Origin of the sequence: Amycolatopsis roodepoortensis, assembly GCF_014873915.1 — a bacterium.
Taxonomy (GTDB): domain Bacteria; phylum Actinomycetota; class Actinomycetes; order Mycobacteriales; family Pseudonocardiaceae; genus Amycolatopsis; species Amycolatopsis roodepoortensis.
In genome coordinates this window covers 1,587,273-1,610,359 of sequence record NZ_JADBEJ010000004.1, presented here as the reverse complement: position 1 = coordinate 1,610,359, position 23,087 = coordinate 1,587,273, and the positions used below count along the sequence as shown (strand labels likewise).

The 23,087-nt window shown below is 68.7% G+C and carries 23 protein-coding genes; 12 read left to right on the top strand and 11 right to left on the bottom strand.

What is annotated here, in order from left to right:
* Positions 1 to 34: 34 nt before the first annotated feature.
* Entirely contained in the window at positions 35 to 949 is a 915-nt protein-coding gene (locus H4W30_RS18335; protein ID WP_192743886.1) for a LysR substrate-binding domain-containing protein, read from the top strand.
* On the opposite strand, the gene H4W30_RS18330 is transcribed toward H4W30_RS18335, so the two are convergent.
* Entirely contained in the window at positions 931 to 1,920 is a 990-nt protein-coding gene (locus H4W30_RS18330) for a small ribosomal subunit Rsm22 family protein (protein WP_192743885.1), read from the bottom strand. The two genes, H4W30_RS18335 and H4W30_RS18330, sit on opposite strands and share 19 nt — an antisense overlap.
* Positions 1,921 to 2,072: 152 nt before the next feature.
* Between H4W30_RS18330 and H4W30_RS18325 the strand changes: the two genes are divergently transcribed.
* A complete protein-coding gene (locus H4W30_RS18325; protein WP_192743884.1) occupies positions 2,073 to 2,489 on the top strand; it encodes a YciI family protein in 417 nt (138 codons plus the stop codon).
* 193 nt (positions 2,490 to 2,682) lie between these two features.
* Complete coding sequence (locus H4W30_RS18320; protein ID WP_126730270.1) at positions 2,683 to 3,957, top strand: RNA polymerase sigma factor; 1,275 nt, start codon at positions 2,683 to 2,685, stop codon at positions 3,955 to 3,957.
* A 56-nt stretch (positions 3,958 to 4,013) separates the two neighbouring features.
* Here H4W30_RS18320 and H4W30_RS18315 read toward each other — a convergent pair whose 3' ends face one another.
* From H4W30_RS18315 to H4W30_RS18290, 6 genes are all read right to left on the bottom strand, one after another.
* Positions 4,014 to 4,409, bottom strand: coding sequence for a sigma factor-like helix-turn-helix DNA-binding protein (locus tag H4W30_RS18315; protein ID WP_192743883.1), 396 nt, complete (start codon positions 4,407 to 4,409; stop codon positions 4,014 to 4,016).
* Positions 4,410 to 4,530: 121 nt separating this feature from the next.
* Positions 4,531 to 5,403, bottom strand: a complete 873-nt coding sequence (locus H4W30_RS18310; protein WP_192743882.1) for a nuclease — start codon at positions 5,401 to 5,403, stop codon at positions 4,531 to 4,533.
* Between the two features lie 235 nt (positions 5,404 to 5,638).
* Entirely contained in the window at positions 5,639 to 7,330 is a 1,692-nt protein-coding gene (locus H4W30_RS18305) for an L-lactate permease (protein ID WP_192743881.1), read from the bottom strand.
* 1 nt (position 7,331) lies between these two features.
* Positions 7,332 to 8,114 (bottom strand): IclR family transcriptional regulator, encoded by a 783-nt coding sequence (locus H4W30_RS18300; protein WP_192743880.1) that lies wholly within the window; start codon positions 8,112 to 8,114, stop codon positions 7,332 to 7,334.
* 282 nt (positions 8,115 to 8,396) lie between these two features.
* Positions 8,397 to 8,804 (bottom strand): CoA-binding protein, encoded by a 408-nt coding sequence (locus tag H4W30_RS18295; protein WP_125782248.1) that lies wholly within the window; start codon positions 8,802 to 8,804, stop codon positions 8,397 to 8,399.
* Between the two features lie 34 nt (positions 8,805 to 8,838).
* The gene (locus H4W30_RS18290) at positions 8,839 to 9,411 is read right to left on the bottom strand and encodes a hypothetical protein (RefSeq protein ID WP_192743879.1); all 573 of its coding nucleotides are present in this window, start codon (positions 9,409 to 9,411) and stop codon (positions 8,839 to 8,841) included.
* A gap of 276 nt (positions 9,412 to 9,687) precedes the next feature.
* On the opposite strand from H4W30_RS18290, the gene H4W30_RS18285 reads away from it, so the two are divergent.
* Together H4W30_RS18285 and H4W30_RS18280 are read left to right on the top strand one after the other, a co-directional pair.
* On the top strand, positions 9,688 to 10,485 hold the full coding sequence (locus H4W30_RS18285; protein WP_192743878.1) for a 2-keto-4-pentenoate hydratase: 798 nt from the start codon (positions 9,688 to 9,690) through the stop codon (positions 10,483 to 10,485).
* Entirely contained in the window at positions 10,482 to 11,243 is a 762-nt protein-coding gene (locus H4W30_RS18280) for a 2-keto-4-pentenoate hydratase (protein ID WP_192743877.1), read from the top strand. Before H4W30_RS18285 ends, H4W30_RS18280 begins: the two co-directional genes overlap by 4 nt.
* Here the strand turns inward: H4W30_RS18280 and H4W30_RS18275 are convergent.
* Genes H4W30_RS18275 through H4W30_RS18265 form a run of 3 tightly spaced genes read right to left on the bottom strand, consistent with a single transcriptional unit; the run spans position 11,224 to position 14,281 of the window.
* Positions 11,224 to 12,108 (bottom strand): alpha/beta fold hydrolase, encoded by an 885-nt coding sequence (locus tag H4W30_RS18275; protein WP_192743876.1) that lies wholly within the window; start codon positions 12,106 to 12,108, stop codon positions 11,224 to 11,226. The genes H4W30_RS18280 and H4W30_RS18275 overlap by 20 nt on opposite strands.
* 32 nt (positions 12,109 to 12,140) lie before the next feature.
* Positions 12,141 to 12,332 (bottom strand): hypothetical protein, encoded by a 192-nt coding sequence (locus H4W30_RS18270; protein ID WP_126730283.1) that lies wholly within the window; start codon positions 12,330 to 12,332, stop codon positions 12,141 to 12,143.
* Between the two features lie 47 nt (positions 12,333 to 12,379).
* Complete coding sequence (locus H4W30_RS18265; protein ID WP_192743875.1) at positions 12,380 to 14,281, bottom strand: ABC transporter ATP-binding protein; 1,902 nt, start codon at positions 14,279 to 14,281, stop codon at positions 12,380 to 12,382.
* Positions 14,282 to 14,629: 348 nt separating this feature from the next.
* On the opposite strand from H4W30_RS18265, the gene H4W30_RS18260 reads away from it, so the two are divergent.
* Genes H4W30_RS18260 through H4W30_RS18245 form a run of 4 tightly spaced genes read left to right on the top strand, consistent with a single transcriptional unit; the run spans position 14,630 to position 19,737 of the window.
* Positions 14,630 to 15,067 carry a hypothetical protein gene (locus H4W30_RS18260; protein ID WP_192743874.1) on the top strand — a complete coding sequence of 146 codons (438 nt, stop codon included), beginning with the start codon at positions 14,630 to 14,632 and terminating at the stop codon, positions 15,065 to 15,067.
* A gap of 32 nt (positions 15,068 to 15,099) precedes the next feature.
* Entirely contained in the window at positions 15,100 to 16,692 is a 1,593-nt protein-coding gene (gene boxC, locus H4W30_RS18255) for a 2,3-epoxybenzoyl-CoA dihydrolase (protein ID WP_192743873.1), read from the top strand.
* Between the two features lie 7 nt (positions 16,693 to 16,699).
* Positions 16,700 to 18,121 carry a benzoyl-CoA 2,3-epoxidase subunit BoxB gene (boxB, locus tag H4W30_RS18250; protein ID WP_192743872.1) on the top strand — a complete coding sequence of 474 codons (1,422 nt, stop codon included), beginning with the start codon at positions 16,700 to 16,702 and terminating at the stop codon, positions 18,119 to 18,121.
* 17 nt (positions 18,122 to 18,138) lie between these two features.
* Entirely contained in the window at positions 18,139 to 19,737 is a 1,599-nt protein-coding gene (locus tag H4W30_RS18245) for a benzoate-CoA ligase family protein (protein WP_192743871.1), read from the top strand.
* Between the two features lie 12 nt (positions 19,738 to 19,749).
* On the opposite strand, the gene H4W30_RS18240 is transcribed toward H4W30_RS18245, so the two are convergent.
* The gene (locus H4W30_RS18240; RefSeq protein ID WP_192743870.1) at positions 19,750 to 20,211 is read right to left on the bottom strand and encodes a MarR family winged helix-turn-helix transcriptional regulator; all 462 of its coding nucleotides are present in this window, start codon (positions 20,209 to 20,211) and stop codon (positions 19,750 to 19,752) included.
* Between the two features lie 99 nt (positions 20,212 to 20,310).
* On the opposite strand from H4W30_RS18240, the gene H4W30_RS18235 reads away from it, so the two are divergent.
* From H4W30_RS18235 to H4W30_RS18225, 3 genes are read left to right on the top strand one after another with little or no spacing between them, the layout of a single operon-like run.
* Complete coding sequence (locus tag H4W30_RS18235) at positions 20,311 to 21,270, top strand: ring-cleaving dioxygenase (RefSeq protein WP_192743869.1); 960 nt, start codon at positions 20,311 to 20,313, stop codon at positions 21,268 to 21,270.
* Complete coding sequence (locus H4W30_RS18230) at positions 21,267 to 21,899, top strand: alpha/beta hydrolase (protein ID WP_192743868.1); 633 nt, start codon at positions 21,267 to 21,269, stop codon at positions 21,897 to 21,899. The genes H4W30_RS18235 and H4W30_RS18230 overlap by 4 nt, the downstream gene beginning before the upstream one ends.
* Positions 21,900 to 21,908: 9 nt before the next feature.
* Entirely contained in the window at positions 21,909 to 23,057 is a 1,149-nt protein-coding gene (locus tag H4W30_RS18225; protein ID WP_192743867.1) for a dipeptidase, read from the top strand.
* Positions 23,058 to 23,087: the final 30 nt, after the last annotated feature.

The following is a 23,087-nucleotide window of genomic DNA, read 5'->3' as shown; positions in this document are numbered from 1 at the left end:
TTGTCCGCCCCTCGGCGATACCTAGACTGGCTGGGTGTTTTCCCTGGAGCAGCTGGTGAGTTTCGTCGCGGTGGCCGAGGAACTGCACTACGGCCGGGCGGCGGAGCGGCTCTCGATGACCCAGCCGCCGTTGAGCAGGCGGATCCAGTTGCTGGAGCGCGAACTGGGGGTCGAGCTTTTCGATCGGACGCATCGCGCCGTCCAGCTGACTCCCGCGGGACGGGTTTTTCTCGCCGAGGCAAGGAAGATCCTTCGTTCGGCACACGAGGCGACGCTGTACGCCCGGCGGGCGAAGAAGGGCGAGGCCGGGATCGTCACGCTCGGTTTCACGGCCACGGCGGCGTATTCCTATCTCGAACGCGTCATCGCCGTGGCGAACGCCGAGGTGCCCGGTGTCGATCTCGTGCTCCGGGAGATGGTGACGGCGGCGCAGGTGGAGGAGCTGCTGGCGGGTGGGATCGACCTCGGCATGATCCGGCCGCCGGTCACGGGGGCCGACGTCGTGACCCTGCCGCTGTGGCGGGAGCCGCTGCTGGCGGCGTTGCCGTCGGCGCATCCGTTGGCGCGGCGCAAGAAGAATCCCGAGGTCCGTGACTTCGACGGCGAGCCGTTCATCATGTATTCGCCGTCGGAGGGCCGCTATTTCCACGACCTGCTCGTGGCGGTGTTCCGCGCCGCCCGGGTGGTGCCGGAGTACACGCAGTACCCCTGTCAGGTGCATACGGTGCTCGCGCTGGTGAAGGCGGAACTCGGGGTCGCGCTGGTGCCGGCCGCGGCCGCCACGCTGCGCTTCGAGGGGGTGGTGTTCCGCCCGGTGGACGGGGTCGAGAACCGCCCGGTCGAACTCGAACTGATGTGGCGGCGGAGCAACGACAATCCGGCGCTGGGCGCGTTGCTCGCCGCCGTGGGCAATCAGGCGCGGCGGAATCGTCAGTCCACTGTGGACTGATCGGGCCAGGCGTCGCCCCATTCGGCGTCGCGGGCCGCTCGGTAGGCCGCGCCGTGCCGTTTGGTGACGATCGTTTCGGTGAGCCCGGCCCCGGCGCAGAGGGAGAGGCCGACCATGCCCTTGCGTTTGGCCGGATGCCGCAGGATGCGGGCTTCGGCGCGTTCCGGCGCCGTGCGCGACGCGACGACGTAGGAGAACTTCTCGTCCTCGAAGCCGAGCGTTCCGGACTTGAGCTGACGGTGCAGGCCGGTGCGCGGGAGCCGCGCGGCGAAATGGCACCAGTCCTTGCCACGCGGGATCGGGCACGCGCCCTCGTGCGGACAGGGAGCGACCAGGGAGAGCCCGAGCTCGACGAGCTGATCGCGCGCTTCGACGATCCGTTCGTAGCCGGCGGGAGTGCCGGGCTCGATCAGGACGAGCATCCCGGCCTTCGCCGACAGCCAGCGGACGGTGTCGGCCCGGCGGGCTTCGGGCAGCTCGCCGAGTACATAGGAGAGGGTCACGAGATCGGCCTCCGGCGCGGGCGCGGCCGGGTCGATCAGGCCACGCCGCCAGGTCGAGTCCCGGACGGCCTTGTCCCCGGCGTTCCCCGCGAGCCGCCGTCCCAGCGCGATCGCGCCCGGGACCTGCTCGACGACGGTGCTCTCCTCCAATGACGGCCACACGTCCGCCGCCGCCCAGATCGCGGCACCGGTGCCGCCGCCGACGTCCATCTGCGTCCGCGGAGCGAACCCGGGAGCGCGAAGGGCGGCTTCGGCGAGAACGGCGTGTACGGCCGCGTACGTGGCCGGCATCCGGTAGCCCGCGTACGCCGCGATGTCGACCTCGGAAGAGAGGATGGGCGCGCTCGCGGGGTTGTTCTCGCGGTAGCGCGTGCTGAGCCGCTCGACGGACTGCGTCAGCCTGTTCTGCGGGTACTTGCCCAGCTCTTCGTCGAGGGCGGAGCGGAGGGTCTCGGGGAGTGCGGCCACGAGGGGTCATTCTTTCATGGGCGCTTGACCTGCGGTTTTCCGGCTGCTCGAATGACCGCGGAAAAAAGTTCGGGGACCGTGTCGAAACCTGGGGTGCCCGATCGACGCGTAGATGTGGCAGGGACGAGCCCCGCCGGGAACGGAGACCTCAGATGCGGTTCATGGTGATTGTCAAGAGCGACGAGAAGTCCGACGTGGCCGGTGCGCAGCCGAGCGCCGAAGAGCTGCAGGAGATGGGGAAGTTCAACGAGGAACTGGTGAAGGCCGGCGTCATGCTCGCGGGTGAAGGCCTGCTGCCCAGCGCCGAAGGATTCCGCATCCAGTACTCCGGCACCACCGAGGCCAGGGTCGTCGACGGGCCCTTCGCGGAGAGCAAGGAACTCATCGCGGGTTTCTGGATCCTGCAGGTGAAGGACCGGGCCGAGGTCGTCGAATGGATGAAGCGCGCGCCGTTCCGCGAGGGTGAGATCGAGATCCGCCGGATCGCGGAGATGGAGGATTTCGACAACGCGACCCCGGAGATCGTCGAGCACGAGCGCAAGCTGCGGGAGCAGGCCGAGGAGAACTAGGCCGCGTCCGCCAAGTCCTGTTCGCGGTCTCCGCGCCCAGGTGGTCCCTGGCGGCACGGGCGGACGCGCCCGAGTACGACCTGGTACGAGGGCGATCCGCCCGCACCGCCAGGAACCGCCTGGATCGCGAAGCCCATCGAACAGGACTCGCCGGACGCGGCCAGGGTTGCGGTCGTCGCGCCGACGATGTTGATTGGTCGGCGTGACGGCAACAGCAGACCCCCGTTCGGCGATCGACGCGGTGTGGCGGATCGAATCGGCCCGCCTCATCGCCGGCCTCGCGCGGATGACGCGCGACGTCGGGCTCGCGGAGGAACTGGCACAGGACGCGCTGGTCGCCGCGCTCGAACAGTGGCCTGAGTCGGGCGTCCCGAGGAACCCGGGCGCCTGGCTCATGACCACGGCGAAACGCCGCGCCGTCGACACCTTCCGCCGCAACGAGCGGTACGAGAAGAAGCTCGGCGAGATCGGCCGCGAGCTGGAGTTCGAGGAGGATCCCGACTTCACCGCGGGGCTCGACGACCATATCGAGGACGATCTGCTGCGGCTGGTGTTCACCGCCTGCCACCCCGTGCTGTCGACCGAGGCAAGGGTGGCGCTGACGCTGAAGATGATCGGCGGGCTCCAGACGCACGAGATCGCGCGGGCGTTCCTCGCCAAGGAGACCGCCATCGCGCAGCGGATCGTCCGGGCGAAGAAGACCCTCGGCGACGCCAAGGTGCCGTTCGAGGTGCCCGAGGGCCAGGACAGGGTCGCCCGCCTGTCTTCGGTGCTCGAAGTCATCTACCTGATCTTCAACGAGGGCTATTCGGCGACGGCCGGCGAAGACTGGATGCGCCCGGCGTTGTGCGAAGAGGCACTGCGGCTCGGCCGGATCCTGGCCGGGCTGATGCCGAAGGAACCCGAGGTGCACGGGCTCGTCGCGCTGATGGAGATCCAGGCGTCTCGGTCCGCCGCGCGCGTCGGGCCGAACGGCGAACCCGTGCTGCTGATGGATCAGGACCGGACGAAATGGAACCGGCTCCTGATCGGCCGCGGTCTCGCCGCGCTGGAGCTCGCCGAGTCGCTCGCGGACGGGGCTTTCGGCGTCTACGCGGCACAAGCCGCCATCGCCGCCTGCCACGCGCGGGCGCGAACGGGCGACGAGACCGACTGGGCGCGTATCGCCGTGCTGTACGAAGGGCTCGGGAAGCTGAACCCGTCGCCGGTGATCGAACTGAACCGGGCCGTGGCGCTGTCGATGGCCGTCGGGCCGGAGGCGGGGCTCGAAGTCGTCGACAAGCTGCTGTCGGAGCCCGCGCTGAAGTCGTACCACCTGCTGCCGAGTGTGCGCGGCGACTTCCTGTCGAAGCTCGGCCGCCTCGACGAGGCCCGCGCCGAGTTCGAGCGCGCGGCGGAGATGACCGGGAACGACCGGGAGCGCACTCTCCTACTGAACCGGGCCGCGGAGTGCACCCCCCGCGTTTAGTCCTCTGGATGCGGTAGTGCGTGGTGCGAACCACCGCGTCGAGAGGACGAAATGCGTCAGGCGGGGGCGGGGCGCAGGGCGCTCAGCGCCCGGTGCTGCCCCAGCCGGACGGCCTGGACGGAGCAGCCGAGCGCCAGCGCGGTGTCGTCGGCGGAGAGCCCGACGAGCGACCGCAGCACCATGATCTCGCGCTGCTGGCCCGGCAGTCCCGAAAGCGGGTTCGGCAGTTCGGCGGCGGTCCGGTGGAAGTCGTCCACCAGGCCGCGCATGACGTCGTAGGCGAACGTGAGGAGCGCGGGAGCGCCGGCCGCCCCGGCGATGATCTCGCGGCAGCTGTCCCCCGCGACGGCGTCGGCGATTTCGTAGGTGCCCGAACGGCGGCCGATCCGCGCCCGGCAGTAGCGCACGACCAGGACGCGGACGGTGTCGACGAGTTTCGAGGCTGTCTCCATCCGCCCGCCGGCCTCCTCCGGCCGTCGCGAACCGTGTCCTTCCATCGGCTCCCTCTCCCACCTTTCAGATGAGCACGCCGGAGGGGGAGGGAGGTACGGTCTTTTTGCCGACACGGGCGGCTCAGGCCTCGATGAAGACGATCCGCTCCGGCTCGATCGTCAGGTTCACGGTCTGCCGCTTCACGCTCACCAAGGTCTCGAATTCCGTCGCGTGCCCGTCCGGGACGGTGAACAGGCGGTCGTTGCGGGAATCGAGGAAGTCGGAGAAGCCGCTCAGCGAGACCCCGCCGCTTTCGTCGAGCGCGAGGTAGTCGACGAGCCTGCGGAACAGTTTCGGCAGGATCACCAGTTCGTCGGCCAGTTGCCGCCGTGACGAGAGCTTGAACCCGGAGTTCGTGACGTCACGGGGCCACAACCCGAGCCCGTTGTCGCGCGCTTTGACCGCCGCTTCGGCCAAGGCGTCACGCAGGTCGGGGTAAAGCAGCGAATAGAAAGTCGGGTAGACGAGCCCGTCCGCGACCTGCCGGTAGTTCGCGGAGTTCTTCAGCGTTTTGACGTCGAGATGGACCTTGGAAAGGTCCGCCGACCGTCCCGGCCGTTGCCCGGGAAAGGCGAACGCGACCGCCCGTCCGTATTTGTCGGCGAATCGCGTCAGTATGTGACCGGCTACCTTGATCGGCGTCGACGAAGTGACCGTTCCCCGTTCGTCGCGTTCGACGGTCTTGAAACCGAGCGCCTTCAGCAGGTTCGCCGCGGCGGCGTCCGCGAACTCCGCGGGCTGATGCCACATCCCGCCGGTTCCCCTGGCCTGGTAATGCGTTTCGAGCGCGTCGATCGCGTCGAGCCGCAGCTGCATCCCGCCCCGCGAATTGAGCCGGACCTTCAGGCCCGCCTTCTTGGTCGCCTGTGGATCCTCGGGATAGAACCGCACCGAATCGCCGTCCGGTGAGGCTCCGACGAGCTGGAACGTACCTTTGATCAGCGTCATGGGCATGCGGACAACGGTAGTTCTCATTCCGGTGAACGAACCATGCGTTCATCCATCCAGAGCAGTCGCGGGTTAAGAACGGGTGACCATTGTGGACATTCTCGGAGATCTTCCGACGGTTGGCGCGGAATGATCATTTCGTGGATGCCGGCGACCCGGTCACCGACGACGGTGCCGGAACTCGGTCCGTTCTACTACGGCGCCTGCGGTTTCCGGCCGACCGAAGCGGGCCTGATCCGGCTCAACGACCAGGGATCATGAAGTCCAGCACCGTCGCCTGAAGCAACGAGATCACCCCGACCACGGCGGTCAGCGCGACCGACCACAGGAAGGTCTGCCGCAACAGCGCGCCCTCCTGCCCGGAGCGCCCGATCGCGGTGGCGCCGATGGACAGGTTCTGCGGCGAGATCATCTTGCCCATCACGCCGCCGGAGGTGTTGGTGGCGCCGGCGAGGATCGGGTCGACGTGCAGCTGCTGAGCCGAGATCACCTGCATGGGCCCGAAGAGACTGTTCGTCGACGCGTCCGACCCGGTGAGGAAGACGCCCAGCCAGCCGATGTAGGCGGAGAACAACGGGAACAGCACGCCGGTGGTCGCCAGCGCGAGGCCGAGGGTCTGTGTCGCACCCGAGTAGTTCATGACGAACGCGATCGCGAGGATCATGAAGATCGTCGCCAGCGCCCAGCGCATCTGGTGCAGTGTCCGGCGATAGGTCGCGAGCAGCAGCCGCGGTTTCGCGCCCATCAGGAAGCCTGCCACGATCGCCGCGATCAGGGCCACGGTTCCCGGCGAGTAAAGGAAATCGACGGTCAGCGTCGCCGCGTACGGGGTGTCCTTCGGCGTGATCGGCGCGTGCTGGACGACCTCCTTGTGCAGTCCCGGCCACGCGAACACCCAATCGGCCTTGTGCAGCAGCTTCGTCAGGTCCAGCCATTCGGGCAGGTTCTTGAAGATCGTGCCGATCCGCGAAAGGAAGATCGCCGCGATCAGGACGATGTACGGCGCCCACGCGTACAACGCGCCGCGCCCGGCCTTCGCCGCGCCGAGGCTCGCCCCGGCCCGCACCGGTTCTTCGCCGTCGAAACGCCAAACCGCCGACGGCTGCCAGAACCGCGTCAATATCCACAGTGACGCCATCGCGGCGAGCGCGGCGACGACGTCGACGAGGCTCGGGCTGATGAAGTTCGAGGTGACGAACTGCATGACCGCGAACGACAGCCCGGCCGTCAGCACGGCGGGCCAGACCTCGATCATCCGTTTCCAGCCCGCGAGGACCACGATCAGGAAACCGGGGACGATCAGCGCCAGCAACGGAAGCTGACGGCCGACCATCGACGAGAACAGTTCCGTCGCCTGTTCCTGTGGCATCCCGAGGATCGGCGCGGTCAGCCTGCCCAGCACGATCAGCGGATTGCCGAGGCCGCCGAACGCGACCGGCGCGGTGTTCGCCAGCAACGCGAGCACGACCGCCTTCACCGGCGGGAAACCGAGCGCGGCCATCATCGCCGCGGTGATCGCGATCGGCGAGCCGCCGCCCGCGATCCCTTCCAGCAGCGCGCCGAAGCCGAACGCGATCAGCAGCGCCTGGATGCGGCGGTCCTCACTGAATCCGGCGAGGACCGCCTTGATGTCGTCGAAGCGTCCCGTCGCGACGGTGACGTTGTGGAAGTACACGGCGTGGAACGCGATCCAGGCCACCGACCACATCCCGAACACGAGACCCATGGCCGCGGAATCGAAGGCGAGCCCGGCCGGCATGCGGTACAGCAGTACCGCGACCAGCAGCGCGGTGATCAGCGCCAGCGCCGCCGAGAGATGCGCCGACCGGCGCAGGACCCCCAGCGTCACCAGCAGCACGATGATCGGCAGCGCCGCCAGCGCGGCGGACAACCAGAGCCCGCCCGCCGGCTGGTAGTCCTGGACCCAGCCCACCTCAGCCCCTTTGCGCGCGGACGTAACCCAGCCGGAGCGACAGCGCGGCCGCGGTGCCCGCCACCGTCGCGCCCAGTTCGTCGGTGCGGCGGAGCACCCGGCCCGCGGGGCCCGCGATGCTGATCGCGGCGATCGGCCGTCCGGTGTGGTCGCGGACGGCGGCGGCCACGCAGCCCACGTCCGGTTCGTTCTCGACGTCGTCCACGGCCCAGCCACGGCGGCTGGTCCTGGCCAGGTCGTCGAGGAGCCGGGCGGGATCGTTGATCGTCTTGAGCGTGAGGCTGTCGAGTTTCATCCGGCGGATGCGTTCGACGCGGTCCTGTTCGGGCAGTGCCGCCAGCCACGCCTTGCCCAGCGACGTCGCGTGCTGCGGGCGGCGGGTGCCGAGGCGGCAGGCCAGGGTGACGGCGTTGGCACTGCGTTCGGTGGCGACGTAGACCATCGTGTCGTTGTCCGGGACGGCGAGATACGTCGTTTCGCCGCTGCGTTCGGCGAGCGACGCGAGATAGCGCGGCGCGCAGCGGTGGAGGTCGGTCGCCGCCATCGCGCGGGCGCCGAGTTCGACCAGCCGGGTACCGAGCCGCACGCGGCCGGTGGCGCGATCGGCTTCGAGGTATTCGAGGTTCTTGAGGGTGCCGACGATCCGGTACGCGGCGCTCCGGGAGAGACCTAATTGCCGGGCGATCGCATTGGTGGAAATCTCCTGGTTCTGGCCGACATGCTCGAGAACCGCGAGCCCGCGCTCGAGTGTGCCACTGGAATCCAGGCTACGTGGTGTGCCCACTTCGCCCCTCCGTTGGACCGGGGTGCCGATGATCGGCACCGGTTTCCGCTAAGCGGATTCGGACGTTAACAGCTCGCCCGACCCTTGGGAAGGTTTCTTAACAAACTGTCGACCGGACAAGTTTTCCCAGTTCGGAGGCTTCTGGTCAAGATCACCGGTTTGGACCAACCTCCTTCGGTGGATCCGAATCGGTGTATGACTTCAAAGGTCATTTCTTTGTTCACGGATATGAACGAACCCCCGCCGGAAAATCGTGGCGGGGGTTCGGCGCGAAGTGCGTTTCTAACGCACAGACAGATTCGCGACCGCTCGGACGACCGCGGTGCAGCGGTCTTCGACGTAGGCCAGCCCGCCTTCTTCGGCGATCCGCCGGGACTCGGCGGAGACGATGCCCTGCTGCAGCCAGAGCGCTTTCGCGCCGATCGCGACGGCCTGCTCGGCGATCGGCGGGGTGTCCTCGGACGGCCGGAAGACGTCGACCAGGTCGACCGGCTCGGGGATGTCGGTGAGCGAGCGGTACACCTTCTCGCCGAGCAGCTCGTCGGCCGAGGGATGGACGGGGATGATCCGGAACCCGTGAGCCTGAAGCACGGCGGCGACCCCGTGCGAGGCCTTCGCCGGATCGCGGCTCAGCCCCACGACGGCGATCGTCTTCGATCCGGCGAGGATTTCGGTGGCGCGATCGGTCATACCGGGTTCAACGACGGCGGGCGGCCGCGCATTCCTAGAGCTTCCAGAGCCGCAGGCCGCGCACCCGGTAAACCGGCCAGACGACGTGCCAGACGCGGCGCCGCAGGAAGACCGCGGAACAGGTGAGGACGCTGCGCGCGGACGTCGTCGCGACGTCGTGCCGATCGGGCCAGATCTCGCCGTGCCGCCCGGCGGCGATGCGGAAGACGTTGACCAGGCCGCGGCCCTGCAGGTCGAATTTCGCGCCGGTGTCACCGGAATCCGGCCTCAGGGAGCCGATTTCCGGGCCGAACGCGGCCGCGGGCGCCGGTCCGGCGTCGGCGGGGAGGTCGCCGACGGTCGTCGACACCGCCTTGCCGTAGAGGCGGCGGGTGTAGCGCTGGAGCAGCAGCCGCTCCCACAGCGGCAGGACGCGGCGGTGCTTCAGCAGCGCCGAACACTCCGCGTGCCCGATGGCGAAGATGTCGGTCAGCTCGTCGTAGGCGTTGTGCGCGGTGGGCTCGTTGAGGTGCACCCGCACCTCGTAGCGGATGCGCGCGGTGAGCTCGTCGAGCTCTTCGCGGCGGTCGATCCTGGCCTTCGCCCGTGAGAGCGCCCAATCGGACATGGGAGCAGGCTAGGTGATGATCGGGGGCCCGCGAGACCCTTTCGGCCTAATCGGTCGCTCCCGAGACGAGGCCGCCGACCGCGGGGGCCCTGAGGCGCGGTCACCGATCGCCGGGGTGTCGCGAAAGCCACTTTCGGGACACCAGACGTCGCGAAAGTGGCTTTCGCGACACGACGGCGGCCAAGACTCGGCCTGACCCGTCCGTACCGGCCAGTGGAACGGGCGTCTTGTGCGGGCACTGGCGACGGGGCAGAGTCCGACTGTCGGAAGGAGCCCATGGACGCCAGCACGCTGCAGGAGGCCGCGGCCGCGCTGCTCAGCGCGTACGAGACCGGCAAGCCGATCGCGCCCCTCATCGAGTCCTATCCCGGCGCGACCCTGGAGGACGCGTACCGCATCCAGCAGCGGCTCGTCCGCCACTGGGCCGAACGCGGCGACGAGGTGCGCGGGCACAAGGTCGGGCTCGCGTCCGCCGCCATGCAGCGGCAGATGGGCGTCGACCAGCCCGACTACGGCCACCTGACCGCCTCGATGTTCCACCTCGAACACCAGCCGATCCCGATCGGCGGCTTCCTGCAGCCGAGGATCGAGCCGGAGATCGCGTTCGTGCTCGGCTCGCGGCTGCGCGGCCCCGGCGTCACGGTGGCGGACGCGCTGCGGGCGGTGGACTTCGTCGTCCCGGCGCTGGAGATCGTCGATTCCCGCATCCAGGACTGGAAGATCAGCATCGTCGACACGATCGCGGACAACGCGTCCTCGGGCGGCGTCGTCCTCGGCAGCAGGCCGACCGCGATCGGCGACATCGACCTGCGGCTGGTGGGCTGTGTCCTGTACCAGAACGGCGAGCTCGCGGCGACCGGGGCCGGCGGCGCGGTGCTCGGCTCGCCGGTGAACGCGCTGGTGTGGCTCGCGAACACGGTGGGGCCGCTCGGTGTCTCGCTCGAACCGGGGCATGTCGTGCTGCCCGGTTCGATGACCCGCGCGATCCCGGTGAGCCCCGGCGACACCGTCGTCGCGACGATGGCGGGGCTCGGCAGTGTCACCGCGAAGTTCTCCGGGGAGGAACGGCCGTGAGTCTTGGTGTGCGGGAGGCGGCGGAAGCGCTGCTGTCCGGCGAAGAACGCGAACCGCTGACCGATGAGTGGCCCGATTTGGACGTCGATACCGCCTATGCGATCCAGGACGAGGCGCTACGGCTTCGGCGTGCGCGCGGCGAGACGGTGGTCGGCGTCAAGCTGGGCCTGACCTCGCGGGCGATGCAGCGGCGGATGGGGATCGACTCGCCGTTGCTCGCGTGGCTGACCGACGCGATGGTGCTGCCCGCCGGTGTCCCGGCGCCGTCGCTGATCCATCCGCGTGCGGAGCCCGAGCTGGTTTTCGTGCTGGGGGAACGGCTCGCGGGCCCCGGCGTGACCGCGGCGACCGCGATGGCGGCGGTGAGCCGGGTCCACGGCGGTATCGAGATCGTCGACAGCCGCTACCGCGACTATCGGGGCAAGCTGCCGGACGTCGTGGCGGACAACGGTTTCTCGGCGTACTTCACCCTGGGCCCGGTCGGCGTCGAACCGTCCACAGTGGATCTTTCACTGGAGGCGGCGCTGCTGGAGGTCGACGGCGCGATCGTCGACACCGCCACCGGCGCGGCCGTGCAAGGGCATCCGGCGGAGGCCCTGGCGCTGGCGGCCAACATCCTCGGCGCTCGCGGGCTCGCGCTGGAGCCGGGCTGGATCGTGCTCACCGGAGGGATGACCGACGCCGTCGACGTGCGCCCGGGTTCACGGGTGGCGGCACATTTCTCGCATCTGGGCTCGATCACGCTCGCCGGGTCTTGACGTCGGCGCGGTCCGCCGTGCGGACCAGACCGCGGGTCAGCCGCGGCCAGATCGCGCGCGGGAGATCGTGCCCCATCCCCGGGACGATGTCCACTTCGGACTCCCGCAGCGCGCGGGCCGTCGCCCGGCCGCCGGACACGTGGACGAGCGGATCCTTCGAACCGTGCACGACCAGCGCGGGTATTTTGAGTTTCCGTAACGCGCGGAAGCGATCCCGGCTCGAAACGATCGCCGCCAGCTGCCGCGCTGTGCCGCCGGGGTTGACGCCGCGATCGAAGGATCGCTCCGCGCGCTCACGCATCCGCGCCTCGTCGAAGGGGTAACCGGGCGAGCCGATGACGCGGAAGGTGCGGACCAGCGAATCGACGTACTCCTCGCGGCCGCGCGGGGGTGCCGTCAGCAGCATCGCCATCGCCTTGGCGCTCGGCCGTCCGACGAACCGGTTGCCAGTGGTCGACATGATCGACGTCAGCGACCGCACGCGCGACGGGTACTCGATGGCCAGCGTCTGCGCGACCATCCCGCCCATCGACGCGCCCACGACGTGCGCGCTCCCGACACCGAGCGCGGTCAGCAGACCGGCGGCGTCCCCCGCCATGTCCGCCAAGGAGTACGGCGCCGTGCGCAGGGCGTACGCGAGCGGCAGGTTCGCCCGGCCGGACATCCGGCTGGACCGGCCGGCGTCCCGGTTGTCGTAGCGGATGACGTAGAAACCCTCGGCCGCGAGGTTCTCGCAGAGTTCGTCGTCCCACCAGATCATCTGCGACGCCAGGCCCATGATCATCAGCAGTGGCCTGCCGTCCGGCGAGCCGAACGTCTCGTGGCACAGCTGGACGCCGTTCACTTCGGCGATCTTCTCCGGCATCAGGACAGTGTGACCGCCTAACGCGAAAACGGCTACGCGTCCTCGATGTGGACGGCTTGGCTTTCCGGCCCGGCGGTCCGCTGCGTGCCCTCGTCCTCGGCGATCTCTTCCGGCTCGGTGTCGCCCGGTTCTCCGCCGTCGGGCCTGCTGAGCTGGACGGCCTCTTCGGACGCGTCGGCCGGGCTCGGACCGTCGGCCGCTTCGCGATCTTCCTGGTCGGACATGGTTCCCTCCGGTGGATCGGGGTCGTTCCCGTCCACCGGTTACCCGCTCATTCGCCGCGATACGCGCGAGCCTGGATTTCGTAAAGCTCGTGGTAGAGGCCTCCTTCCTCGATGAGCTCGGCATGCGTGCCCTGCTCGATCAGCCGTCCCTTGTCCAGCACGAGGATGCGGTCCGCGGAGCGGATGTTGGCCAGCCGATGGGTCACCAGGATCGTCGTGCGCCTGCCCACCCCGGAAACGCTCGCGTGTCGCAGCCCCGCGAAGACCCTGGCCTCGGCCTTCGCGTCGAGGGCGGCCGTCGGCTCGTCGGCGACCAGGACGGCGGCGTCACGGTAGATACCGCGGGCGATGCCCATCCGCTGCCATTGCCCGCCCGACAGGTCCTGCCCGTCGTCGAACTTCTTGGACAGCACGGTCTTCTCCTTGGCGGGCAAGGAATCGATCACCTCGTCGGCGCCGGAGGAGGTGATCGCGTCGTGCCACGCGGCGCGCTCCGGGTCTTCCCGGCCGAGCCTGCCGACGGTCACGTTGTGCTCCGCGGTCATCGGCCATTCGGCGGGATCCTGGGCGATGACGGCGATGTTGGCGTGCACCGACTCGTGATCGGCACCCGCGAGATCGACGTCGTCCCAGTACACCTTTCCCTCCGATGGCGGATAGAGCCCGGTGAGCAGCTTGCCCAGCGTGGTCTTGCCCGAACCGTTCTCCCCGACGAGGGCGACCACCTCGCCGCGCCGGATGGTCAGCGAAACCTCGCGCAGCGCGGGGTTCTCCTGGCCGGGATAGGTGAAACCGACGTTCTCCAGCCGGATCTCCGCCGGATCCGGCGGGGCGGCGACCCCGCCCTTCACCGGGCCGCGTTTCCCGGATTCCACCAGCAGCCGGTGGAAGAAGGCGATGTAGAACGACTCCTCGTACAGGGAGTTCACCGCGTGCATCGTGATGGACAGTGAATTCGACGCCGTCCGCATGGCGAGCGCGGCCGTCCCGGCGAGGGCGAGCTCCATCTGGCCGGTGTAGAGCAGGAGACCGAGCACGAGATACGCGATCGCGGTGCCGACCCCGGCCGCCGCGCGCCCGGTGAGGCGGACCATGTTGCTGCGATGCGCGAGCCGGACCTCTTCGCGCATCAGGCTGTCGGTGATCCGCCGGTACTCCGCGAGCAACGGCTCCTGGAGCGTCAGGGCGTGCCGTTCGAGCGCGAACTGGCGCCACGTCGCGACCTCCTCGACGATCCCCTTCCGGATGTTGCGGCCGACGGTGTCGAGATAATGCCGGTAGTTCAGCTTCGCGACCTTCGCCGCCGCCCAGCCATCGGCCACCGCCGCGAGCAGCAGCACCGGCGCGAGCCACGGGTTGAGCAGGCCCGCCGCCACCAGCGCGGCGACCAGCGAGATCAGCGCCGACGTCAGATCCGCGAGCCAGCGGAGGCTCATCTCGATCGACCGGACCCCGTACCGCGCGCCCTGCCGCGCCAGCTCCCGGAAATCGGCATCCTCGAACGCCAGCAGCCGGACGCGGACCATCGCAGCGGTGACCTCGTCGCCCGCCGACGTCACGACCCGCGGCCGGAGCGCGCCCTCGACCGCGGCGACCGCCGTGTCGAGCAGCGCGCGCAAGGCGTACGTGCCGACGACGATCAGCAGCGCGGGCAGCGATTGCAACACCCTTTCCGGCGTCGGCCCGTTCTCCAGCAGCGCGATGAACACGTTCGCCGTGGCCAGCAGGCCGAACGCCGTGACACAGCCGGAAAGGAGGTGGACGACGCCGGCGAGCAGGGTCAACCGCCGCGACGTCCGCCAGGCCAGGCGCAGCACGATGGCCACGGCGGACGGGAGCGTGCGGATGGCCTTGACCATCCCCGCCGAGGCCACGGTCTCGTCGACCGTGGCCCATTCGGGCATCTTGAGGTTCTCGACCCCGATCAGGGGCACGGACGCTTCGGGCACTCCTCCTTCTCTACGCGCACCCACCGACATTTTTGAGAACCGAAGGGGTGCGGTGGGGCTTGCTTTCCCGCTATGCCACCGCTTTTTGGTCGCGCCTGGGCTCGGCGGAGCGCGTTGCGAAAGCCACTTTCGCAACGTTGAAGGTTGCGAAAGTGGCTTTCGCAACTTGCGCTCGGGGGCGGGGTGGTAGCAAAGGTCCCTTGCTCCTTCAGGTGACTGTGTGGGTTTCAGGTCATCCAACGCACCAAAATCCACACAGTCGGTCAGGACGAAAGTCCCCTTCACCTCCCCCGAACCGTGCGTTACGCTCTCGCTAGAGCGATCTATCAAGTCGCAAAGGGGGCGAACATGGAAACTCTCCAAGACCGGGGACTCACCGCGTTACGGCTGATCCTCGCCTTCACGCTGCTGTCCACCACGCTGCACTACGCGCACAACGTGATCCGGGCTGCGGACTATCCGCAGGTCGAAGGGGTCTCGGTGGGTATGGCCGCCACCTTGGTCGTCGTCGCGTACGTCCTCTTCACCGTCTTCGGCGTGCTCGGCTACCGCGACTACCTGCGCGGACGGTACTGGCGGGCGCTCGCCTTCCTGATGGTCTATTCGCTGTCCGGCCTAGCGAGCCTCGGCCACTTCCTGGTCGCCGTGCCGCAGATCCCGGCCTTCTGGTTCGCCACGATCTACACCGACACGGCGGCCGCGCTCCTGCTGTGGGCGTTCGTGGTCTGGGCGGCGACGAAGCTCAACCGGGTGACGTCGGCTGACCAACTTTCTACACAACATTGACGCTGATCAGTACCGTGTAGACAATCGGAAGGGTGACGCGGACCACATCGGTGACGTTCGAACGTCATCCCAGCGGCTACCGGCACTGGAACCTGTCCACCGACGGCGAAATCGCGTGGCTCGAACTCGACGTCGACGCGGACGGCGGACTCGTACCGGGTTACGAGCTCAAGCTCAACTCGTACGACCTCGGCGTCGACATCGAGTTGTACGACGCGACGCAGCGGCTGCGGTTCGAACATCCCGAGGTCCGCGTGGTCGTCGTGACCAGCGCGAAGGACAACGTCTTCTGTGCCGGCGCGAACATCCGCATGCTGGCCTCGTCGTCACACGAGTGGAAGGTGAACTTCTGCAAATTCACCAATGAGACCCGCAACGCCATGGAGGACGCCGCCGCGCACTCCGGGCAGATCTACGTCGCGGCGGTCAACGGCACCTGCGCCGGCGGCGGCTACGAGATCGCGCTCGCCTGCGAAAAGATCCTGCTGGTCGACGACAACTCTTCGACCGTCGCGCTGCCGGAGGTGCCACTGCTCGGCGTCCTGCCCGGCACCGGCGGGCTCACCAGGGTGGTCGACAAACGCGGCGTACGGCGGGACCTCGCCGACGTCTTCGCCACCCGCCCCGACGGGGTGAAAGGACGGACCGCCGTCGGCTGGCGGCTCGTCGACGAACTTGTGCCGCGGCAGGGTTTCCGCGAAGCCGTGCTGGCCAGGGCGAAGGAGTTCGCGCGGACGAGTGAGCGGCTCGACGGCGAAGGCGTCGAACTGAAGCCACTGACGCATCGCTATGTCGACATCGCCCGCGGCAAGTCCGAAGCGACGATCATCGTCAAGGGACCGGAGGACGACGACGGCTGGCTGCTGGACGTCACCCGCGAACTGGACGACGCGATCCTTCGCCTGCGCACCAACGAACCCGAGCTCGGCACGTGGGTGCTCCGCACCGAAGGCGATCCGGCGAAGGTCCTCGAACACGAACGTGCCGTGTTCGACGCGAAAGATTGTCTGAGCAACGAAATCGTCCACTACTTCAAACGGACGCTGAAGCGGCTGGACGTCACCAGCCGCAGCCTGACCGCGCTCATCGAGCCTGGCAGCTGCTATGCCGGGCTCCTGCTGGAACTCGCGCTCGCCGCGGACCGGCAGTACATCTTGGACGGTCCGCCGATCGACGACGAAGACAGTGAAGAACGTGCGTCGATCACGTTGTCCGAGGCCAACTTCGGCCGCTTCCCGATGGGCAACGGCCTGACCCGCCTAGAATCCCGCTTCTTCGGCGACCCGGATCACGTCACGAGGCTCGCGGAGGTCCGCGGCAAGCCGCTGAGCCCGGCGGAGGCGAACGGACTCGGCCTGGTCACCGACGCCCCGGACGACCTCGACTGGGAGGACGAGATCCGGATCGCGCTGGAAGGACGGGCTTCGCTCAGCCCGGACGCCTTGACCGGAATGGAGGCGAACCACCGGTTCGTCGGCCCCGAGACACTGGAAAGCAAGATCTTCGGCAGGCTCGCCGCCTGGCAGAACTGGATCTTCACTCGTCCGAACGCATCGGGCCCCGAGGGGGCGCTGCGTCGCTACGGTACCGGTCAGAAGGCCGTCTTCGACAGGAAGCGGGTTTGAACAGCTCATGCCCACCAAGATCGATTACGACGCCAAGATCCCCAACAACGTCGACCTCTCCGGCGATCGGCGCCTCCAGCGGGCGCTGGAGGGCTGGCAGCCGAAATTCCTGGACTGGTGGGGTGAAATGGGCCCCGCGCTGCGGACGCAAGGGGTCTACCTGCGCACCGCGGTCAGCGTCGGCCGGGACGGCTGGGCGCATTTCGACCACGTCGACGTGCCCGACTACCGGTGGGGGATCTTCCTCGCGGAGCCGGACCCGGACCGGGTGATCGGCTTCGGCGAGCACAAGGGCGAGCCCGCCTGGCAGCAGGTACCCGGCGAATACCGCGCCGACCTGCAACGGCTCATCGTGATCCAGGGCGACACCGAACCGGCGTCGGTCGAACAGCAGAAACTGCTCGGCCTCACCGCGCCGAGCCTCTACGACCTGCGGAACCTCTTCCAGGTCAACGTCGAAGAAGGCCGCCATCTGTGGGCGATGGTGTATCTGCTGCACGCCTACTTCGGCCGCGAAGGCCGGGACGAGGCGGAAGGACTGCTGCTCCGGAACTCCGGAAGCCCGGACGCGCCCCGGATCCTCGGCGCCTTCAACGAGGAGACCGCGGATTGGCTCGCGTTCTACATGTTCACCTATTTCACCGATCGCGATGGCAAATACCAGCTCGGCACCCTCAAGGAAAGCGGCTTCGACCCGCTTTCCCGCACTTGTGAATTCATGCTCAAGGAAGAGGCGCACCACATGTTCGTCGGCACCACGGGGGTCGACCGGGTGGTCACCCGCAGTGCCGAACTGATCCGCGAGCACGACACCTTCGACATCGCCGGGCACGGCGGGATCCCGCTGGACGTCATCCAGCGTTACCTCAACTTCCACTACACCGTCTCGCTCGACCTGTTCGGCGGCGAGACGTCGACCAACGCGGCGAACTACTACACCGCCGGGCTGAAAGGCCGCTGGCAGGAGGCCCGCCGCAAGGACGACCACAAGCTCACCGACGCCGCCGGATCGCTGTCCCGGCCCAGGGCCGACGGCACCTGGGAGACCGAGGAACTCGCGGCCATACTGCTGCTGAACCTCGACCTGCGCGAGGAGTACCGCGCCGACTGCCAGACCGGCGTCAACCGCTGGAACAAGATCCTGGACGAGGCGGGCGTCGACTTCCGATTCGTCCTCCCGCACCCTGGATTCAATCGCGAAGTCGGCATAAACTCCGGCCACCATGTGACGCCCGACGGCACCGTTGTCGACGAGCGGACCTGGCTGGCCGGCAAACGCAAGTGGCTGCCCACTCCCGAAGACCTGTCCTTCGTCCGATCGCTGATGCACCCGGTGTACGAGCGAGGAAAGATCGCGAGCTGGGTGGCGCCGCCACGCCAGGGCATCAATGGGAAACCGTTCGACTACGAATACGTTTACCTGAGCTGAGCGATTGAGGTGCGCCCGTGACCGCTGCTGCTACCGGGTTCAACGCGGCGAGCTACCTGCTCGACCGGCATCTGGCGGAAGGGCGCGGGGCGAAGGACGCCGTCGTTTCCCCGAGGCGGAGCCTCACGTACGCGGAGCTGGCGGCCGAAAGCCGCCGGGTCGCGGCGGGGCTGAAGGCGATCGGCGTCCGCCCGGAGGAACGGGTCCTGTTCTGCATGGTCGACGACGTCGAACTGCTCACCGGGATCCTCGGCGCGATGCTGGCCGGAGCGGTCGCGGTGCCGGTGTCCACCATGGTCACCGGGCTGGACCTCGGCAAGCTGCTCGCCGATTCGCGGGCGAGGGTGCTATGTGTTTCGGGCGAGTTCGCCGCGCAGGCGACGGTCGCGCTGGGGCTGGCGCCGGAGGTCACCGACGTCGTGCTGGACAGGGCCAAGGTGGCCGAACTGCCGCCCGGGGTCCGTGCGCACGAGTGGAGCGAGCTGTCCACAGTGGACGAAGCTGGTTTCGAACCGGCGCCGACCTGGGAGGATTCGCCCGCGCTCTGGCTCTACACGTCGGGGACGACGGGCAAGCCGAAGGGCGCGATGCACCGGCACGCGAGTATCCGCGCGGTCTGCGAGACGTACGCGCGCGGCGTGCTGGACATCGGGCCGAACGACCGGTTCCTGTCCGTCCCGAAGCTGTTCTTCGCTTACGGCCTGGGGAATTCGGCGTTCTTCCCGCTCGCGGCCGGTGGGACGACCCTGCTCGAACCGGCGCGGCCGACCCCGGGGCTGATCGCCGCCAGGGTCCGCGCGGAGCGGCCGACGTTGTTCTTCGCCGTCCCGACGTTCTACGCCGCGCTGCTCGCCAGCGACATCCCCGACGACACGTTCTCCTCGGTGCGCCAAGCGGTTTCGGCCGGCGAGCCGCTGCCCGCCGTGCTGTACGAACGGTTCCGCGACCGCTTCGGCGTCGAGATCCTGGACGGGATCGGCTCGACCGAGGCGTTGCACATCTTCCTGACCAATCGGCCGCGGCAGGTCCGCCCCGGCAGCACCGGGGTGCCGGTGCCGGGCTACGAGATCGCGCTGCGCGACGAACAGGGTGAGCCGGTGCCGGACGGGCAACCCGGCGAACTGTTCGTCGCCGGGCCGTCGATCGCGACGGGGTACTGGGCGCGGTACGAGACGACGAAACACGTCTTCCAGGGTGAATGGCTGCGGACCGGCGACAGCTTCGTGCGCAACGCCGACGGGAGCTACACCTGCCTCGGACGCTTCAACGACATGCTGAAACCGGGCGGGATCTGGGTGTCGCCCGCCGAGGTCGAGGACAGGCTGCTGCAGCATCCGGCGGTCGCCGAGGTCGCGGTGGTGGCCGCCTTCGACGCCGACGGTATCGAGAAACCGGTCGCATGCGTGGTCGGCGTGCCCGGCGGCAGGCTGGACGCGGACGAGCTGATCGAGTTCTGCCGGGCCGGGCTGGCGTCGTTCAAACGGCCGCGGAGCATCGTCGAGCTGGGGGAACTGCCGAAGACGGCGACCGGGAAGATCCGGCGCAACGTCATCCGGGAGCTGGTGCGGGACCTGTACGAGGTCCAGACCCCCGCTCCACCGCATTTGGTCCTCTGAATGCGGTAGGTGTCAAGCGCCGTTGACGGTGCGCAGGGTCCGCATGGCCTCGGCCAGGTCGTGCGCGCCGTCGCCGAGCGGGGTCAGGACGATGCGCCGCAGGATCTCGGCACACGCTTCCCTCGCCTTCTCGGCGACGTCGAGACCGTGGTCGGTGAGCGCCGCGAAGGTGACCCGGCGATCGTCCGGGCTGGGCACGCGGCAGATCAGGTCCGCGGCGACCAGCCGGTCCGCGACCTTGGTGAACCCGCCGCTCGACAGCGCCGCCTCGACGGCCAGCCGCGTCATCGGCATCCGGTGCTCGGGTGAGCGCACGAGCCGCAGCAGGATGTCGAACGACGCCGGCGCCAGGCCGAACCGTTCGGCGATCTCGCCCATCAGCCTGTTCTGGGTGGCCAGGTAGCCCTCGATCACCAGGCCCCACCACGTGACCACTTCGTCGTCGTTCGGTTCCTCCGGTTTCGCCACTGTCACGCGAGCGAGGGTACACCAAGAACTCTTCCGGGAATATATCTTGCGCGCGAGAGGTTATCGGGCTAGCTTGAGTTCACCGGCTCCCAGAGGAGGGGCACCATGTCGATCAAGACTTCGGGCCTGCACCACGTCACCGCCATCGGTGGCGACCCCCAGCGCAACGCGGACTTCTACACCCGGGCACTCGGCCTGCGGCTGGTGAAGACCACCGTGAACTTCGACGACCCCGGCACGTACCACCTCTACTACGGCGACGAGTCCGGCAAGCCCGGCTCGCTCATGACGTTCTTCCCGTGGCGGGACGCGCCGAAGGGCCGTCACGGCACCGGCCAGGCGACCACGACGTCGTTCTCCGTGCCGGAGTCCTCCCTCGGCTGGTGGAAGCGGCACCTCGCCGAGAACCGCGTCGAGAGCAGCCAGGTCCGCAACGCCGACGGCGAGGAGACGCTCACCTTCCTCGACCCGGACGGCCTCGAACTCGCGCTCGTCGCGCATCCGCAGGGCGACCCGCGTGACCCGTGGGACACGAAACTGGTCCCCGCCGAGCACGCCATCCGCGGGCTGCATTCCGTCACCCTGTCGGTGTCCAAAGAGGACGCGACCGCCGGGATGCTGACCGACGGCCTCGGCCTGACCTTCGTCCACCAGGACGGCAACCGCCTGCGGTTCTCCGCCGGTGAGGGCGGCCCCGGTGCGCTCGTCGACGTCCTCGTGACCCCCGACGCCCCGCGCGGGCTGGTGGCGGCGGGCACCGTGCACCACGTCGCCTGGCGCGCGCCGGACGAGGACACCCAGGCCGCCTGGCGCGACGAGCTGATCGACGACGGCGTGAACGTGACGTCCATTTTGGACCGTCAGTACTTCCGCTCGATCTACTTCCGCGAGCCGGGCGGCACGCTGCTCGAGGTCGCGACCGACGAACCCGGTTTCGCGATCGACGAGCCGCTGCTGGAGCTCGGCCGCGCGCTGAAGCTGCCGCCGTGGCTGGAGCCCAAACGCGAGGACATCGAGGCCATGCTGCCGAAGCTGGACCTGCCGAGCGAGAACAACCCGCGATGAGCACCTTGGAGCACAAGTACGTCGAAGGGGCGGCCGACGAGCCGGTGCTGCTGCTCCTGCACGGCACCGGCGGCGGCCCGGACGACCTCGTGCCGCTCGCCCGGCAGCTGAGCCCGGCCTCAGCGCTGCTCGCGCCGGCTGGACCGGTGTCGGAACACGGTGCGGCACGGTGGTTCCGGAGGTTGGCGGAAGGCGTCTTCGACCACGAGGACGTCGTCTTCCGGGCGAACCAGCTGGCCGATTTCGTGCAGGCCTCGCGTGCGGAGTACGGCCTCGGTGACCGGCGGCTGGTCGCCATCGGGTTCTCCAACGGCGCCAACATCGCCGCCGCGGTGACCCTGCTCCGCCCGGACGCCGTCAAGGAGGCCGCGCTGTTCGCGGCGATGTCGCCGCTTCCGGAGCCACCGCGGAACGACCTGTCCGGCACCAGGGTCTTCCTGTCGAACGGCGAGCACGATCCGATGGCGCCGCTGGCTTCGGCGGACACGCTCGTCCGTGACCTGCGCGAGCGCGGGGCGGACGTCGCCGCCCACCGGCATCCCGGCGGCCACCAGGTGACCGGCAACGGTTTGGTAGCGGCCGCGGGGTGGCTCAACCCATGGCGGGGAGAGCAAAGCACGCGAACGTAGCATCGGCCGATGACTAACGGGGACCTCGTCCGCGCCCAGGCCCTGCTCGACAGGGTCCTCCTCGCGGACGGGCACAACGATCTGCCATGGGAGCTGCGCGTCACGACCGGGCCGGATCCGGTCGACGCCGTGGCCGGCACGGATCTCACGGTCCGTCAGCCGCATCTGCACACCGACTTCCCGAAGCTCGCCGAAGGCAGGCTCGGGATGCAGTTCTGGTCCGTCTACGTGCCCTGCCAGTTCGAGGGCCACAGCGCGGTGACGGCGGTGCTCGAACAGATCGAGATCGTGCACCAGATGGCCGAGCGATACCCCGATCGCCTGGCCCTCGTGGACACCGCCGACGAGGCGGAAGCCGCTTTCCGCGACGGCAAGATCGCGTCGCTGCTGGGTGCCGAGGGCGGCCACAGCATCGCCGAATCCCTTGGCGTGCTGAGGATCCTGCGCCGCCTCGGCGTCCGCTACATGACGCTGACGCACAACTACAACACCACCTGGGCCGACTCCGGCACCGACGAACCCGAGCACGGCGGGCTCACCGGGTTCGGCCGCGACGTCGTCCGCGAGATGAACAAGATCGGCATGCTGGTCGACCTCTCGCACGTCGCGCCGAGCACGATGCGGGCAGCGCTGGAGGTCAGCTCCGCGCCGGTGATCTTCAGCCACTCGTCCTGCACCGCGGTCAACGACCATCCCCGCAACATCCCCGACGACGTCCTGGAGACCTTGGCGGCCAAGGACGGCGTCGCGATGGTGACGTTCGTGCCGGGCTTCATCTCGCCGAAGGTCGCCGAGTGGGACGACCAGCTGCGCCAGGACATGGAAGCCGCGGGCAAGGACTACCGCAACATCGACCAGCGCACGAAGTTCACCGCGGAGCGAGGCGGCCCCGAGAAGCCGAAGGCGGGCATCGACGACGTCGTCGCGCACATCGAGCACGCGCGCGAAGTGGCCGGAGTCGACCATATCGGACTCGGCGGCGACTACGACGGAGTCGCGACGCTGCCCGAAGGCCTCGAAGACGTCTCCAAGTACCCGGTGCTCTTCGCAGCCCTTCTGGAACGCGGCTGGAGCGAAGAGGACTGCGCGAAGCTGGCCGGGAAGAACACCTTGCGCGTGCTGCGCGCGGCGGACGAGGTCACCCGTTCGGACGCTTGAGAGCGCGATCAAGCCCGCTTCGGCGGACAC